General features: G+C 50.8%; 11 protein-coding genes. 9 read left to right on the plus strand and 2 right to left on the minus strand.

Annotation, left to right across the window (positions count from 1 at the left end):
- The first annotated feature begins 9 nt into the window (after positions 1 to 9).
- A complete protein-coding gene (locus ACHZA1_RS16070; protein ID WP_320052881.1) occupies positions 10 to 768 on the plus strand; it encodes a metallophosphoesterase in 759 nt (252 codons plus the stop codon).
- 436 nt (positions 769 to 1,204) lie between these two features.
- Here the strand turns inward: ACHZA1_RS16070 and mnmE are convergent, their stop codons facing one another.
- On the minus strand, positions 1,205 to 2,605 hold the full coding sequence (mnmE, locus tag ACHZA1_RS16075) for a tRNA uridine-5-carboxymethylaminomethyl(34) synthesis GTPase MnmE (RefSeq protein ID WP_320054924.1): 1,401 nt from the start codon (positions 2,603 to 2,605) through the stop codon (positions 1,205 to 1,207).
- 384 nt (positions 2,606 to 2,989) lie between these two features.
- On the opposite strand from mnmE, the gene sucD reads away from it, so the two are divergent.
- From sucD to ACHZA1_RS16105, 6 genes are all read left to right on the plus strand, one after another.
- Positions 2,990 to 3,859, plus strand: coding sequence for a succinate--CoA ligase subunit alpha (sucD, locus tag ACHZA1_RS16080; protein ID WP_320052882.1), 870 nt, complete (start codon positions 2,990 to 2,992; stop codon positions 3,857 to 3,859).
- Positions 3,860 to 4,278: 419 nt separating this feature from the next.
- Positions 4,279 to 5,991 carry a 3'-5' exonuclease gene (locus ACHZA1_RS16085; protein WP_320054925.1) on the plus strand — a complete coding sequence of 571 codons (1,713 nt, stop codon included), beginning with the start codon at positions 4,279 to 4,281 and terminating at the stop codon, positions 5,989 to 5,991.
- Positions 5,992 to 6,102: 111 nt separating this feature from the next.
- The gene (locus ACHZA1_RS16090) at positions 6,103 to 6,666 is read left to right on the plus strand and encodes an RNA polymerase sigma-70 factor (protein WP_320052883.1); all 564 of its coding nucleotides are present in this window, start codon (positions 6,103 to 6,105) and stop codon (positions 6,664 to 6,666) included.
- 60 nt (positions 6,667 to 6,726) lie between these two features.
- On the plus strand, positions 6,727 to 7,692 hold the full coding sequence (locus ACHZA1_RS16095) for a FecR domain-containing protein (protein ID WP_320052884.1): 966 nt from the start codon (positions 6,727 to 6,729) through the stop codon (positions 7,690 to 7,692).
- Between the two features lie 87 nt (positions 7,693 to 7,779).
- Positions 7,780 to 10,407 (plus strand): TonB-dependent receptor domain-containing protein, encoded by a 2,628-nt coding sequence (locus ACHZA1_RS16100; RefSeq protein WP_320052885.1) that lies wholly within the window; start codon positions 7,780 to 7,782, stop codon positions 10,405 to 10,407.
- 21 nt (positions 10,408 to 10,428) lie between these two features.
- Entirely contained in the window at positions 10,429 to 11,319 is an 891-nt protein-coding gene (locus ACHZA1_RS16105) for a DUF4249 family protein (RefSeq protein WP_320052886.1), read from the plus strand.
- Here the strand turns inward: ACHZA1_RS16105 and ACHZA1_RS16110 are convergent.
- On the minus strand, positions 11,215 to 11,790 hold the full coding sequence (locus tag ACHZA1_RS16110; RefSeq protein ID WP_320052887.1) for a hypothetical protein: 576 nt from the start codon (positions 11,788 to 11,790) through the stop codon (positions 11,215 to 11,217). The two genes, ACHZA1_RS16105 and ACHZA1_RS16110, sit on opposite strands and share 105 nt — an antisense overlap.
- A gap of 678 nt (positions 11,791 to 12,468) precedes the next feature.
- Here ACHZA1_RS16110 and ACHZA1_RS16115 point away from each other — a divergent pair.
- Both ACHZA1_RS16115 and ACHZA1_RS16120 read left to right on the plus strand, forming a co-directional pair.
- On the plus strand, positions 12,469 to 15,300 hold the full coding sequence (locus ACHZA1_RS16115; protein WP_320052888.1) for a carboxypeptidase-like regulatory domain-containing protein: 2,832 nt from the start codon (positions 12,469 to 12,471) through the stop codon (positions 15,298 to 15,300).
- Between the two features lie 111 nt (positions 15,301 to 15,411).
- Positions 15,412 to 16,926 (plus strand): hypothetical protein, encoded by a 1,515-nt coding sequence (locus ACHZA1_RS16120; protein WP_320052889.1) that lies wholly within the window; start codon positions 15,412 to 15,414, stop codon positions 16,924 to 16,926.
- The last annotated feature ends 108 nt before the right edge of the window (positions 16,927 to 17,034 follow it).

Here is a 17,034-nt window from a genome sequence, read left to right on the forward strand (position 1 = left end):
GATAGGAAGATGAATGTTCTGGTAATATCGGACCTGCACCTGGGTAATGGCGACCGCTTCGGCACGTTCGAGTGGTCGAACGCCGACTTCATCGCCATGCTGAAGCAGGTCGTCGAAAGCTATAGGATCGACCAGGTGGTGCTCAACGGCGACATCTTAGAGTTGTACAAGTACCGCTTCCGCGATGCCTACCTCAAGAATAAGGAGCTGATGCGGTACTTCAAGTCGATTAAGCCCATCGTCATAAAGGGCAACCACGACTTCATTAGCCCCATCGGCGTTTTCCATCACACCATTGTAAACGCTCAGGGCAAGAAGATCTACTTCGAGCATGGGCACGATGCCGATTTCCTTAATGGTACACGGATTGGCCGAGCAATCGGCTTCGGGCTCCACCTGCTGCTCAAGCGGCTTATCGGCATTCGGTGGGTGGAGGATGTCTACTTCAGCACCATCGAAGGGCTGGAGGATATCAACCGCATCCCCCGGAAGTATAACACCTACAAGTACCTCAAGCACGCGCTAAAGCTCCTCCGCAGCTACGACGTGGTGGTGCTGGGGCACACCCACAAGGTGGAGAGCCACAACACCTACTACCTGAACAGCAAGAAGCAGTACTGCAATACCGGCAGCTGCACCCTTGGCCGCTTTCAGGGCGTGGTGTTGGATACCGAAACCCTTCGGTGCGAAACCATCAAGTACTCCAAGCTGGAGTGCCGCCAAGTGCTGGATAGGCGTAAGGAGAAGCTAAAAATGCAGAGAGCATAAAATATATACGTTAAGGCGATATTCATTATTAGGATGTGTTAGTACTATACCTACCGTTGTAGGTCCACCATAAATGGAGGGTGTAACGAATGTGGTAGTCATCGTCTGGGGCGTAAGTCTCAGACGATTTTTTTGAGGATTATCAGCCGGTAGTGTAAAGTGTAGAGTTGGAGAAGGCAGGCTCTATAGCCGTCAAGCTAAGCGGATGCATAGAGTTATATTTTTTGAAAGAAAAAGATAGATATTAAGTGCCAGCACATGATTGAAACTGCTTATCCCCTCCTAAGGAGGGGATAATGAGCCATGAATATGCATTTGAGTTTTGAGAAAAATCCATAACTGACGATTATGGGCAGTTACCTTCGCCAGCAAGGGAACAAAACAAAAACGCCCAGAGCAATCTCCGGGCGTTTATCCTATGATGTTGAAGGAACGTCTACTTTCCGATGCAGAACTTGCTGAAGATGGTTCCAAGGATATCGTCGGTGGAGATGGTTCCGGTGATCTGCCCCAGGTAGAAGATGGCCTCGCGGATGTCCTGCGAGAGGAAGTCGCCCGAGATGCCAGAGTCCAGCCCTTCGAGGGCGCGCTCCAGCGCCTCCTGGGTGTTTACCAGCGCCTCGTAGTGGCGCATGTTGGTAACAATAACGCTCGACTCCGACATCTGCTCCATCCCGGCCTTTTCCACCAGCAGGCGGTTAACCTCGTCGAGGTTGGTGCGCTGCTTGGCCGATATGGCAACGATATCGATCTTCCCGTCGTACTTCGCCCTGAGCCGTGCCCTAAGCGGATCGATAAGGGCAGGCGTAGCGCCATCAATCTTGTTGAATACCACAACAAGGTGCTGGTCGTCGCTGATGCGCTTAAACACGTTGGCCACCGAGTGGTCGGCGCTCTCTTCCGACTCCGTTGGGTCGATAAGCAGCAGCACGATGGATGCCTGCGTAATCTTCTTGTAGGTACGCTCGATGCCCAGGCTCTCGATGGTATCGTTGGTATGGCGTATCCCGGCAGTATCGATAAACCGGAACGAGATGCCCTTAATGGTGAAGGTGTCCTCAATCACGTCGCGGGTGGTGCCGGCAATCTCCGAAACGATGGCCTTATCCTCGTTGAGCATGGCGTTCAGCAGGGTCGATTTGCCCACGTTGGGGTTTCCGACGATGGCAACGGGGATGCCGTTCTTCACCGCATTCCCAAGGCTGAAGGTCTTTGCCAGCTTGTCGGTATGGCTAATGATGTTGGTGATGAGGGTGCGCAGGTTCGAGCGGTCGGCAAATTCCACATCCTCCTCGCTGAAGTCGAGTTCCAGCTCAATTAGGCTGGTGAAGGTGAGCAGCTGCTCGCGTAGATGTTCGATCTCCTTCGAGAAACCGCCGCGCATCTGGTTCATCGCCAGCCGGTGGCTTGCCTTGTTGGTAGATGCAATCAGGTCGGCCACCGCCTCGGCCTGCGACAGGTCGAACTTGCCGTTGAGGAAGGCGCGCTGGGTGAATTCTCCCGGTTGGGCAAGCGTGGCGCCAGCTTTGAGCGTAGCCTCAACCACGCGCTGCTGGATGTACACCGAGCCGTGGCACGAGATCTCCACGGAATCCTCGCCCGTAAACGAGTGTGGCGCCTTAAAGATGGATACCAGCACCTCGTCGATAACTCCTTCCTCGTTCTCCAACTTTCCGAAGTGGATGGTGTTGGCCTTCTGATCGGCCAGCTTCTTGCCCGATGGCGAATGGAACAGCTTATCGGCAATGGTAACGGCATCGGGACCGCTAAGACGGATTACCGCTATGGCCCCCTGCCCGGCAGGAGTGGCAACGGCTACTATGGTGGAGCTATCTATCATCTTCTAAAGAATTGTAGCGCAAAGATAGTGAAAATAGGGAGTAGGGGTGTAGGGTGGACCACTATGACCGTTCTTACATAATTTGCACCATCTATCCATCGAGCGATTCCCCTCCTTTTAAGGAGGGGTGCCCGAAGGGTGTAGCGAAGCGGAAATCCCGAGAAGCGGGGGGTGGGGTGGTTTTGGTTCAGAAGTAATGCATTATTCGCTTACAACCACCCCCGGCTGCGCCGACCCCTCCTTGAAAAGGAGGGGAGTACTTTCTATATAACCAAGGCAAAAGATAAGAAGCCACTGTCGTCTAACTTCTTCTTGAAAAAAACTCCTCTCCAAGATTCAACCTTTTAGCTCTTGTTAGGTTATTAAGGAAACGAAAATCACATGAGCGTACTAGTAGATAGGCATTCGAGGATTGTTGTGCAAGGAATTACCGGTAGCGAGGGCACCTTTCATACGGCGCAGATGGTTGAGTACGGAACCAACGTGGTTGCAGGTGTTACTCCCGGCAAGGGTGGCACTACGTGCTTGGATCGTCCGGTGTTTAATACCGTTGAGGATGCCGTTAAGGCAACGGGCGCCGATGTGTCGGTGATATTTGTACGAGCACCCTTTGCTGCCGATGCAATAATGGAGGCTGCCGATGCAGGCGTTAGGCTGGTGGTTTGCATTACCGAAGGCATTCCTATACAGGACATGGTTAAGGTAAAGGCTATCCTTAAGGATAAGGATACTCGGCTGGTTGGACCAAACTGTCCGGGCGTTATCACCCCGGGTGAGTGCAAGGTGGGGATTATGCCAGGGTTTATCCACCAAAAGGGTAGGGTCGGCATCATCTCCAAATCCGGCACGCTTACCTACGAGGCCGTTTACCAGCTGACGGAGGTTGGCTTGGGGCAATCCACCTGCATTGGTATTGGAGGCGATCCCATCATAGGAACCTCTACGCTTGATGCTGTGAAGATGCTTATGGACGATCCCGAAACCGATGCTATCGTTATGATTGGCGAGATAGGTGGAACCATGGAGCCCGATGCCGCCCGCTGGATAAAGGATCATGGCACAAAGCCTGTGGTAGGATTCATAGCAGGGCAAACCGCCCCCAAGGGACGACGGATGGGGCATGCAGGCGCAATTATTGGTGGCGAAGAGGATACTGCTGCAGCCAAGATGCAGGTGCTTCGCGAGTGCGGCGTTCATGTGGTAGAGTCGCCCGCCGATATTGGAGTTACTGTAAAACGAGTATTATCATAATGAATAGACATGTTTGTTAATGCAAAGGGGCTAGCCGTAATGGTGTGCCTCTTTTTTTATGAGAGAAGTTAAAGGGAATAAGCGGAAGTTATACAGAAGTTAAATGGGAGGATACATGATATTAGAATAAATGACTCAGTATAATCAAGGCTGTTTATCCCCTCTTGGGAGGGGCAGGGGTGGGTTTTAGATGAAGTTAATACTGCTGATAGAAGTTAAGCGGGAATTAATCGGAAGAAGAGGGAGTTGAAGAACATGCACAACGCTGGTCGCTAGTCTTGCTTAGATTAAGGAGGAGGGAATGATTCTTTAAGTCTGAAGAAATAAGGAATAGTTTATAACGCCTTTCTGATCCCTCCTTACCACTCCCTACTCCCTATTTTTCTATCTTTGCCGCCAACCAAATCCATTAGCGAGTGATGATGAAGCTCACCAACGAGCAGGCTACCATTGTGCACGAGAGTGCCGATGTGAAGGTTAATGCTGTTGCCGGTTCGGGGAAAACTACCACCATTATCGAGTATGCCCGTCAGCGGCAAGATGCCCGAGGACTACTCTACATTGCCTTTAACAAGTCGGTGAAGCTGGAGGCCGAGCAGAAGTTTGCTCGTGCCGGACTATCGAATGTGAGGGTAGAGACGGCGCACTCGCTGGCCTTTAAGCATGTGGTGATGGGTTCGGGCTACCGTGTTCGATTTGGCTACCAAACGCACGAACTGGTGCGCATTCTTAGCCTAGGTAGGAACATGGATTTGGTGCATGCCCTTACCATGGCTAACCACGTTAACCGCTTTGCCGCTTACTTCTGCAATAGTCCAAGCCGAAAGGTGCAGGAGCTAAACTACCTCGATGCTGTAAAGGATGATGGGGCACGCCAGTTCGTACAGGCCAACTACGACACCATCGAGTACCTTACCCGCGTTTTCTTGGCTAAGATGGACAGCGGCGAACTGGAGATCACGCACGACTTTTACCTAAAAAAGTTTCAGCTATCCAATCCAACACTTCCATACAGCCATCTGCTCTTCGATGAGGGTCAGGATGCCTCGGCGGCCATGCTCGATGTCTTTCTGAAGCAAAGAGGCACAAAGCTCATAGTAGGAGATACGCACCAGCAGATTTACGGCTGGCGTTACGCCATTAACTCGTTGGAGTCAGTTGGCTTTAAGTCGCAGAACCTTTCTACCAGTTTTCGCTTTAATGGCGATGTGGCCGCGCTGGCGCAGAACATCCTGCAGCTGAAGGGGAATCTCAATTCTTCGTTTGTGCCTCCGTACATTAGCGGGATGGGCGATGCCTCGGGGACTATCCATTCGAGGGCGTTTGTGGCACGTACCAACATCAGCCTGCTCGATAAGGCCATCGAACTGCTCATAGACAAGAAAAAGGTGGGCAGCATCTACTTCGAGGGTAACATCAGCTCGTACACTTACGGCGACGAGGGAACGTCGCTGCTCGACATCATCTACCTGCAGCGTGGCGCAAAGGATAAGGTGCGTGATGGGCTCATCGGATCGTTTGGCGACATCTACGAGTTTGAGGAGTATGTGGAGGAAACCGACGACGTGCAGCTGAAGTCGATGCTGGAGATGGTGAAGAAGTACGGACCCGAGCTGCCGTCGCTCATCAACAAGATAAAGCAGAGCCACACCGAGGATAAGGATAAGGCAAAGGCAGATATCGTCTTCTCAACAGTTCATCGATGTAAGGGCATGGAGTACGACGAGGTGACGCTGGCCAACGACTTCTTTACCGAGGAGAAGCTGCGCCGCGAGTTTGCCATCAACCCGGCACGGGCCGATGAACTCAACGAGGAGGTAAACCTGCTCTACGTGGCGGCAACCCGTGCCCGCAAAAGGCTGAACCTTCCGGTAGAGCTACGGCTGGTGGACTACGCCATCTCGCAAACGGGCAGCGTGCGGGCGGTGGCCTCGCGCGCCAAGATGGAGAAGGCTATTGAACCTGTGGCTATTCCCAAACCCGCCGCATCGCATAAGGGCTGGAAGCCCGATGACGATCGCAAGCTGGTGGAACTCTACGATAGGGGGTGGAGCATTACCGAAATCTCCGACTTTTTCGACCGTAGCAAGGGCGCCATTAAGATGCGGCTGCAGAAGCTGGATATCTTTTAAACCAATGGTAGTGCTTTTGATGGGAAGAGTGGATAATTGCTTCGCATACTAAAATGCCGTTCACTGGCGTTTATGCAAAGAATCCTATAAAATTTAACGGTAACAATTATAATGAACGATACGCTTAATCATTTTTGCAGGGAACTTCAACATGGCAACCAGCGGCTATTCAATCAGCTTTTTGCTGATTACTACGTGAACCTTTGTCGTTTTGCATATACCTACCTAAAAGATAATGATACCTCGGAGGAAATCGTTCAGGAGGTATTTATCAACCTGTGGGAGCAACGAGATAGGTTAACCATTAACACCTCTATTCGCTCTTTCCTCTACACTTCGGTAAAAAACAGGGCACTAAACCATATCCGCAACTCAAAAACTCGCTTACATCACGAGGATGAGTTTGCCCAAGAACAGGCATCAAAGGTTGGGCATATCATTAATTTCTGCGAGCGAGAGGAGTTAAGCCATCTTATAGATACGGCCGTTGCCGAGCTACCCGAGCAGTGCCGAACAATCTTTGATCTTAGCCGAAACCAAAACCTTACCTACAACGAGATAGCCCAACAGCTCAATATCTCTCCCAAAACCGTCGAAAACCAAATGGGCATAGCGCTAAAGAAGCTCCGAGCAAAGTTGTCGCCATACCTTTCGAGTATTATTGCATTTTTTTAGCAGGCATTTGAGGGTATTGCTTTCGAGATGTGTCATACCCATAGAAAATCGACATTTACTATGGAACACGATATACCTTGGACGCTACTCGAAAAACAATTTACCAACCAAGCGGATGCCATCGAAACCCAAAAGGTAAACGAATGGCTTGCTAGCGCAGAGGAGAACGGGATGATACTCGAACAGCTGCAACGCTACTACCAAGCTTACGGCTCGCTACCCATCGAGTTTGTTCCCGATACCAAAGCAGCCCTAAAGAAGGTTACCGAAAAGGCTGCGATTAAACCCAAAGCACGCCTACTACCAAGCGTATGGTGGAAGGTTGCGGCTGTTTTACTTGTGGGCCTTACAAGCTGGTGGCTTATGAATGACCTGCATAGAAAGCAAGCCCCCGCTGCTATGGCAGAGCTAAGAGCAGACATGTCAGCCATAAATGTTGTTCTATCGGATGGTAGCCATATCTGGCTAAACGCTCATTCGTCCATCAAGTATCCAAAGAAGTTTACCAGTACACGTAACATATACCTCGATGGCGAGGGGTACTTTGAGGTTGCTCACGACTCCAGCCACCCATTTGTGGTTCACACAGCAAAAACAAGAACCCGAGTGTTGGGTACCAAGTTTAACGTTCGCTCGTACTCTTCCGAGAAACTTGTCGTTGTTACCGTCACGGAGGGTAAGGTAGGCTTTGGCTCGACAGCCAACAGGCAGGTTCTGCTAACGCCAAACCAAAAGGGAACATTCGATAGGCAAACCGGGAGTGTTGTCAAAATGAAGAACGACAACTCCAACTTCATAGCATGGAAGACCCTTGAGTTCTACTTCGACAGGCAACCACTTTCGAGGGTTCTTAATACGCTTGCCGAAGCATACCATTTCAGCTATAAGCTCGAATCGCCTAATATTAAGCAACGAATACTAACTGCGAATTTCGATAAACGTCCATTAGCCGAGATTATGCAAACCATATCGCTTTCGGCCAATGTTCAGGTTTCGCTGCAAAACGGAACATACTACATTAAATAAAAAGGCACAAGGAATCTTAATACCTGCCTGCGTACCGGTAGCTGTCGGGTATTTCGAGATCTCCTTTTCAACTCTAATTTCCTTAAAATGAAGATACGATTCTTTCGATATGTTGTTTTGACATGTCTGCTAACGGTATTTGCCAGTAAGCTACCCGCACAGCATACAAACAGCATTCTTGATAAGCGCATTACCATTAATGTGCACAACGTTCCGCTAAAAGAAGCGCTACGCAAAATATCAACCGAAACGGGTATTGGTTTTTCGTACAGCGACGAATTGGTTTCGCTACCTCAACGAGTAACCATAAACGTTGTAGATAAACCGTTGAAGGTAGTCATAGACCAGTTCCTTTACGGCAACAATACGATGTATAGGGTGGTGGGCAATCAAGTTGTTTTTTATGCGAAGAAGAGTCCAGCCCCCAAGTACAACCTTAGCGGGTATGTCTCCAATGCAAAAAACAGCGAGAGGCTTATTGGATGTGTTGTTTACGACAACACATCCAAGGCAGGGGCGGTAACTAATGCCTTTGGATATTTCAGCATATCGCTGAGCAAAGGGGTTCATGACATTTCGTTTCAACATCTTGGAAGTGCCAGAACCTGCCTTAAAGTGGATCTACAAAAAGATACTACGGTTGCCATGAACCTTCAGGAGATGTCTTTTCAGCTAGGCGATGTTACCATTACCAACTCGAAGTCGGAGCTAAATCTGTCGAAGGCGCAGATGGGGCTAATGTCGATCAGCAGCAGCGACATTAAAAAGGTACCCGTTTTACTGGGCGAGGCCGACGTAATGCGCGCCATACAGGTAATGCCTGGCATACAGGCGGCCAACGAGCGGAGCACCGGCATTAGCGTTAGGGGAGGAAGTATTGATCAAAACCTATTCCTGCTCGACGATGCCCCAATCTTCCAAATATCGCACCTTATGGGTTTTTACTCGGTGTTTAACAACGATGCTGTTAAGGATATCAAGGTGTACAAAGGCGATATCCCAGCAAACTATGGCGGGCGCCTATCGTCGGTGGTAGATGTTAGGCTTAGGGATGGGAATATGCAGGGTTACTCGGGATCGGCAGGTGTAGGATTTGTAGCATCCGACCTAAGCATCGAAGGTCCTATTGTAAAAGATCGGGTTTCGTTTATAGCCTCAGGCAAGGCCTCGTATATGGGCTTTATATACCACCTGATTAACCGCAATATGAACTTGGCGTTTTACGATTTAAACGGTAAGGTAAACGCTATACTGAGCAACAAAGATCGCCTATACATTTCGTCGTACATTGGTGGCGACAAGTTTGGGGGCATGAACTACCAAAACACCACGCTCTCGTTAAGGTGGAATCACATCTACAACCCAAAGCTCTTTAGCAACGTATCGTTGATATACAGCAATTTTAAGCTTACTTCTACCCCCGGCAGCGATGATGACACCGACTACCTATGGAAGTCGGGAATTGGGGCAACAACGCTAAAGGCGGAGTACAACTACTTCCTAAATAATAGCAACACCATCGACTTTGGGGTGTCATCAACTTTCGACTGCTTTTATCCGGGAAGATTGGAGGGCTCCAAGGATGCTACAGATGCTATTAGCAGCCGATCGTCGTTTAGCAATCGTATTGTTAGCGAAAAGAGGGTGCTCGATCATGCGGTATACATCTCGAATCAGCAAAAACTTACCGATAAGCTATCCGTACGCTACGGCATACGGGCCAGCCTGTACCAGGTGTTGGGCGGGCACTGGGTGTACAACTTGGATAACTACCAGCTAAAAGATTCGTTCTACGTGGCAAAGAACCATACCTATGCCAACCGCTTTGCGGTGGAGCCTCGGGTTGGCCTCAACTACAGGCTAACCAACAACTCGGCAATAAAGGCAAGCTACTCCTATACCACGCAGCAATCGCAGCTGCTGGTACGCTCGAACGGCGGCGGGCCACTTGATATCTGGTTTCCTTCCAATAACAACATCAAGCCGCAAACCGCTTCGCAGTTTAGCTGTGGATACGTACACTACCTGTTCGATAGAAAGCTGGAGGCTTGCGTAGAAGGGTACTACAAGGATATGCACAACATTATCGACTATAAGGATGGAGCCTCCGTTCTCTCGAAGGGTACCATTCTGGGTGCCGATAAAACCTCGTACAACTTCGAGGAGCAGCTGCGGGTTGGTAAGGGGTACTCGTACGGCGTAGAAACGGAGCTGAAGTGGAGCGGCCAGCGGATTAACGGCTTTGTAAGCTACGCCTACGCGCGCAGCAAGCGCAAGATCGACGACATTAACGGCGGCAGCACCTACCTCTCGCCGTTCGATAAGCCGCATACGGTTAACCTTTTTGTTGACATCCCCATTACCAAGCGCCTCTCCATATCGGCAAACTACAGGTACCAAAGCGGCCAGGTAACAACGGTGCCCATCTACATGGGTACGATGTTCGACAAGGTGTTTATGGAGTACTCCAACCGTAACGAGTATCGCCTACCCTACTACTCGCGGATAGATCTTTCGATGACCCTAAAGAACAAGGAGAAGCCCGGGAGGCGCTACCGCAGCGAGTGGAACTTTTCCATCATCAACCTTACCAACCACAGCAATATCCAGTACATTAAGTTTGTTCAGTCGAAGGACGATCCCAGCATCATCACCGCAAAGGGGATAAATATGCTTGGCCTGCTGCCATCCGTATCCTACCGCATCATCTTTTAGTTACCAATGAAAACCGATTGTATGTTTAGTAAGAAGATAGCACTCCGCCTCACCATTTTGCTTGCTGCGCTGGCAATGGGAGCGTGCGAAAACGACATGACCGTTACGCTAAATTCAGCGGATAAGCGCCTAATAGTATCGGGCGAGTTTACCAGTGACACCACTGTTCACTCGCTTTATCTCTCCCGCTCGGGCAGCATTGTTTCTGGAAGAAAACAAGCCTTTATTACGGGGGCAAAGGTGTACGTTACCAACAAGGTAGATACCATATACTTTGTGGAAAGCAAGGATACGCCCGGGCTTTACCAAACGCCCACCAAATGCTACGCGGTAGGCGGCCAAACCTACTACCTATCAATAAACGGCGTTGATGTCGACGAGGATGGAAAGATGGACTCCTTTTCCTCTGTAAGCAAAGTACCCGTTGCCATTAAGTTCGACTCGCTGTCATCAAAGTACGGGTATAATGGAGATAATCGGTATGCCTTAATCAATAGGCCATTCTACCAACGTACCGCTAATGGCCCCGACTATACATTTAGTTACATGATGGTAAACGACAAGGTGCTTTATCCGCTTTCCAAGAGGCTGGGGTCTGGGGAAATAAGTGGCCACATGACCCCTACAAAGCATTATAAAGAAGGCGAAACGTATAACCTCTACTTTTCGCTTGATAGCGAGCCAGTGGCTAAGGGCGATAGGCTAACCTTTATAACCTTTAACTTTACCGAGGATCAGTACAAGTTTCTAACCGCCTTTGATAATAACACGGATGGCGATCCTTTTCTGGACAACATGTACGACCAGCTAGTGATACCAAGCCGGCTGCCCACCAACATCGAACCGGCGAATAAGGCTGGCGGCTACTTCCTTGTCTACTCCATATCGAGGATTAGCAGGGTGTACCAGTAACGTCTCGTGAGCCTTGGTGATGTCCAAAGGGTGAGGCTCTCCGTTTATAGCGTGCCAGGCGGCTAGTGCCCCAAGCATGGCTGACGGAGCAGCATAGCCGAAAATTTGTAGCACGATAGCTACCGCCTGCCCTAACCTAAAAGGCAGGCGTAATTCCTGCTTCCGAGAAAATAGGGTAGGCATAGCTCCGTGAATAATCTCCCTGATTATGCATTTAGGCTTGAGTAAAAATCTTCGCTTGACGGGGTTTTGGGCGTGAAACTCGTCGAGTCCAACGTTCAATTCGGTGAGTTTAACGTCAAGTTCGGTGGGTTTAGCATCAAACTCATCGAGTCCAACGTCCAGCTCGGTGGGTTTAGCATCAAACTCATCGAGTCCAACGTCAAACTCGTCAAGTTTAACGTCAAGTTCGTCGAGTCCAACGTCCAGCTCGGTGAGTTTAGCATCAAACTTGGTGAGTCCAACGTCCAACTCGGAGAGTTTAGCATCAAACTTATCGAGTTCAACGTCAAACTCGATGAGTTTAACGTTAGAAACAGTGTTCCCAACGCACGATATGTTGTTGTACGCATCAGGATTTCGGGTGGTGGAAGTGCTGGCTGGGGGAAGCAGCGCCCGCAGGGGGGCAAAAAGATAGGCCCGAGCTGTCGCAGCTGAGGCCTAGGAAAAATAACTCATATTATCTCTGATCAAATAATCATTTCGAGCTTAGCGAAGTAAACCGATTCAATTATTCAGTCGATGGGTCAAAGGTACCCGCCGTGTGTTAGCTAAATATGTTAGCAGGGTTAATTCTGCATTATATTCGTTCTGGAGGCCGGTTGGTCGCCCTTTTTTGGGGCGGCGCTGGTTCTAATTTCGGCTGCGTTACCGGCCTGTTACGGCTACGTTAAGCCGATGGGGGATCGCTTAGCTGCCGCTAAACCTTGGAGCCGCGTGGTGCTGCGGCGGTCGCCCCTCTGGGTGCCCTGATGGGCGTTGGTGGGCGATGGATGGGGCGCTGCTGGGCAAATGGGGGCGGGGCAAGGTTACCTAAACGATAGCTGGAGCCTGCCATAATTAGCTATTCGATAAATGGGGCTTAAGCTTCAGCTTGCGGTAGAGCCGTTTTTTTGTGGTGTAAACAAACATCACTAAAGAGGCTTTTACATGAAAAGTTTGGATCTGCGAATTACTCTATTATTTCTGATTGCTCTTATCTCGACGAATGGCTACTCGCAGCAGGGTGGCCGGGGAACGATGAGGGGCGTGGTACGCGATAGGACCACCTCCGAGCCGCTGATCGGCGCCAACGTGGCCGTTAAGGGGCTGCCCAAGGGGGCATCGACCAACGCCAACGGCGAATTCGAAATTACGGTAGCGCCCGGAACATACGTTTTGGTGGTAAGCTACATCTCCTACAATAGGACCGAAACCGAAAAGATTACCGTAGAGGCGGGCAAGAGCGTGGCGCTAACTCTGGCGCTGGAGCCCGAGGCCAAGAAGCTGGCCGACGTGGTGGTGCGCAGCAAGCGTAAGGCCAACACCGAGCTGGCGATGATTACCAGCCTGAAGAGTTCGGCGCTGGTGGTAAGCGGCGTATCGAGCCAGCAGATTGCCAAGACCCAGGATAGGGATGCCTCGGAGGTGGTTCGCCGCATTCCGGGGATATCGGTGGTCGATGGCAAGTTCATTGTCATCCGCGGCCTAGCGCAGCGCTACAACAACGTGTGGATGAACGGCGCCGCGGTGCCCAGCTCCGAGGCGGACTCTCGCGCCTTCTCGTTCGATATGATCCCCAGCTCGCAGCTCGACAATATCACCGTGGTGAAGTCGCCTGCACCCGAGCTCCCCGCCGACTTCTCGGGCGGGTTTGTGCAGATCAGCACCAAGGATGCCACCGAGAGCAACTCGGCCGAGCTGAGCTTCGGCGCCGGCATCAACGACCAAACGCAATTCAAGGGCTTTAGGATGGCACCCACCGGCAAGTTCGATCTGCTGGGCTTCGATGGTGGCACCCGTGCCCTCGGCAGCCGTGTGCCCTTCCGCCTAAACAACGACCTCGCCAGCAACAGCGCGCAGATAAACGACGTTACCCGTACCGGCTTTAACAACGACTGGGGCATCAGCAGCCACAAGTCGTTCTCGCGCCCCGAGCAGCGCCTCTCGCTGATGCTCAACCGCAAGATTAACGTGGGCGAAGACCGAAGCATCAACCTCTCGCTTGCGGCTAACTACAGCAACACCTACAAGGCGCTGCACAACATGGAGAATGCCCTTATTGGCTCGTACGATATCGTTAACGACCGCCCCAACTACTTCTTCAGGTACACCGATAACCAGTACAACGCCGAGAGCAAGGTGGGGGCCATGCTCAACCTCAGCTACGCGCTTAGCAGCAAGTCGTCGCTGCAGCTGCGCAACGTGGTAAACCAGCAGGGGCGCAACCGCCTTACCGAGCGCGTAGGCGACCAGCTAAACAGCGGGTACTACCAGGAGAAGCAGGAGTTCCTCTACTCCAGCCGCCTTACCTACTCGGGACAGCTTTCGGGCAACCATAACCTGGATGAGAAGGGGAAACTCGATTGGAGCCTAGGCTACTCGCTCTCCAACAAGAATCAGCCCGATAGAAGAACCATCTCGCGCGACCGTAATATCAACAACCCCAACGATCCCCTAGAGATCGACTTCAACGATACCAAGCGGCTATTTGTCGACCTTAACGAGAACGTTTACTCGGGGGCAGCCAACTACCAGTACCGGATTACGCGCTTCGGCAGCATTCTTCCGACGCTTAAGGTTGGGCTGTACGGCGAGTACAAGAACCGCGACTACGATACCCGATCGTTTTACTACATCCTTAATGAGACGCCGGCTAACTCTGCTCTCAAGTACCAGTCCAACGAGGAGGTGTTTAGCGCCAGCAATCTTGGCACCAACGGCCTCTACGCCTACGAGGATACCCGTAATACCGACAGCTATAAGGCCGATAACACCCTTGGCGCTGGTTACCTCGGCATCAGCATCCCGATTAGCAAGCTAAACATCTACGGGGGCGTTCGCTTCGAGAACAATAAGATGAGCCTCACCAAGTACGTATCCATGGATCCCACCGACTTTAGCACCAAGAAGACCAGTTACACGCAGTCGGACCTCTTTCCATCGTTGAACACCACCTACAGCATCAGCAGCAAGCAGCTGGTGAGGCTGGCCTACGGGGCAACGGTAAACCGCCCCGAGTTCCGCGAGCTGTCGCCCTCCACCTACTACGATTTCGAGTTGTTCAGCTTCGTGAAGGGGAACGAGGATCTTAAGACATCGTACATCCAAAATATCGACCTCCGCTACGAGCTCTACCCCTCGCAGGGCGAGATGATGACCGTGGCGCTATTCTACAAGAACTTTACGGACCCCATCGAGTCAACCTACTTCGAGAATGCGGGGGGCTACACCTACTCGTACACCAACGCCAAATCGGCTACCAACATTGGCGCCGAGGTTGACATGAAGAAGGATTTAGGCTTTGTTGGGCTCAAGAGCTTCTCGCTATCGGTAAACGCTGCCTACATCCACAGCCGCGTAAAGTTCGATGCGGGCAACACGCTAGAGCATAGCCGCCCAATGCAGGGGCAGTCGCCATACCTCATCAACACGGGGCTATTCTACCAAAACGACCGCTACAAGCTTACCTGCGGATTGCTGTACAACGTCATTGGCGAGCGTATTGTGGGGGTTGGGCGTCGTGTAGCCGGCAATCCGAACATCTCGGTTCCAGACATCTACGAGCGTCCCCGTAACCTAGTTGACCTCACCTTCAACGTAGCGCTCAGCAAGTACATCACCCTTAGCGGTGCCGCTAAGAACCTGCTAAACGAGGATGTGGTGCTGGAGCAGCAGGCCAAGTTTACCGATGCCAGCGGTGCATCGCAAACCCGAAACCAAACCAAGCAGCGCTATAACCCCGGACGTAGCTACTCGCTCTCGTTAGGCATTAAACTGTAGGGAGGGAATAGTGAGTAGTGAGTAGTGAGTAGTGAATAGATGTCTAACATCTAAAGTCTATAATCTAGTATCTAGTAAAAAACAACAATACCAAATTTAAAACCGAAAGCAATGAAAAGAATGCTTACAAGGATTAACCTAGTGGTTGCAACAATGATGGCGATGCTTGCAGTTGGAACCAGCTGTAGCAAGGACGACGATTCGACACCCGCCAACCCTTCGGTACCCGGCGACGCTGTTGCCTGGAGTGGTACTACCATTGGCGATGGTTCCGATGCCTTCGAGGTAAAGGGAAAGTATGTAATCAAGAAGGGTGTTTACTCGCTAAAGGGATGGGTTTACGTAACCAGCGGCTCTGAGCTCTATATCGAACCTGGTACCGTAGTAAAGGGCGACAAGGCAACCAAGGCAACCCTAATTGTGGAGCCAGGCGCAAAGATCTTTGCCGAAGGCACACAAGCTCAGCCAATCGTATTTACCTCGGCTCAGGCACCGGGTAGCCGTAAGCCTGGCGACTGGGGCGGATTGGTAATCTGCGGTAAGGCAAAGAACAACCTTGGGCAGATGACCATCGAAGGTGGTTTGCGCACTCAGCATGGCGGTACCGATGATAACGATAACTCGGGGAAAATTCGTTACGTACGCATCGAGTTTGGCGGTTATCCATTTGCAACCGACCAGGAGATCAACGGCCTTACAATGGGTTCGGTTGGTAGAGGTACTACCATCGACCACGTTCAGGTGTCGTACAGCAACGACGACTCTTTCGAGTGGTTTGGTGGAGCTGTAAACTGCAAGAATCTTGTTGCCTACCATGGTTGGGATGATGACTTCGATACCGATAACGGCTTCTCTGGAAAGATGCAGTACCTTCTTGGCGTTCGTAACCCTAAGATTGCCGACCAATCGGTTTCTAATGGATTCGAATCGGACAACAACGCTAGCGGAAGCACTGCCGAGCCATTTACCTCTGCCGTATTTAGCAACGTAACGTTTATTGGCCCAATCGGGCAGGATGCGCAGTTTGCCAATAACACCACCTACATCAATGGTGCAAACCTAAATCCTAATAATGGTTCTCGCCTCGGACAGTTCCAAGCCGCGTTCCAAATCCGTAGGAACTCTCATCTGAATGTTTTCAATACAGTTGCAACAGGATATCCTGTAGGTATTATGATCGAAAACGATAAGGGTAGCGCAACTCAGGCCGCTGCCACCGCCGGAAAGCTTACCGTTCAAAACGTATTCTTTGCTGGCATGACAGCTCTAGGAAGCGATAAGAATAAAACGTGGTTGGATCAACTTTCAACTGATGGAACTAACCTAGATGCAACAAAGCCATCGTTCTCTAACGGCTACTTCTCGCGTACAGGCGGTAACAATACCAACCTTGCAGCAATTGCCGACCTTAAGCTGAAGCAGCCAAACAGCACCGTTGCTAGTCCTAACTATGGTCCATCAGCAGGAAGTCCGCTAGTAGGTAAGAGCAACCTGTTTACCAACGCTCTTCTTCAGGATGCTTGGTTCGATAAGGTTGACTTTATCGGAGCATTCAAGAGCGATTCCGATGCCGACAACTGGATGAAGGGTTGGACCAACTTCGATCCTCAGAATACGGTTTACTAGCATATCCGATAGCAGCAATGCTGCGGTTTACGCATAAAAAGATGGCGGGAAGAAGGTATTCTTCCCGCTTTTGCGGTTTTTAGATGCGGGGTATACTATATTTGAGCA

It is taken from the genome of uncultured Acetobacteroides sp., from assembly GCF_963667355.2.
Lineage (GTDB): Bacteria > Bacteroidota > Bacteroidia > Bacteroidales > ZOR0009 > Acetobacteroides.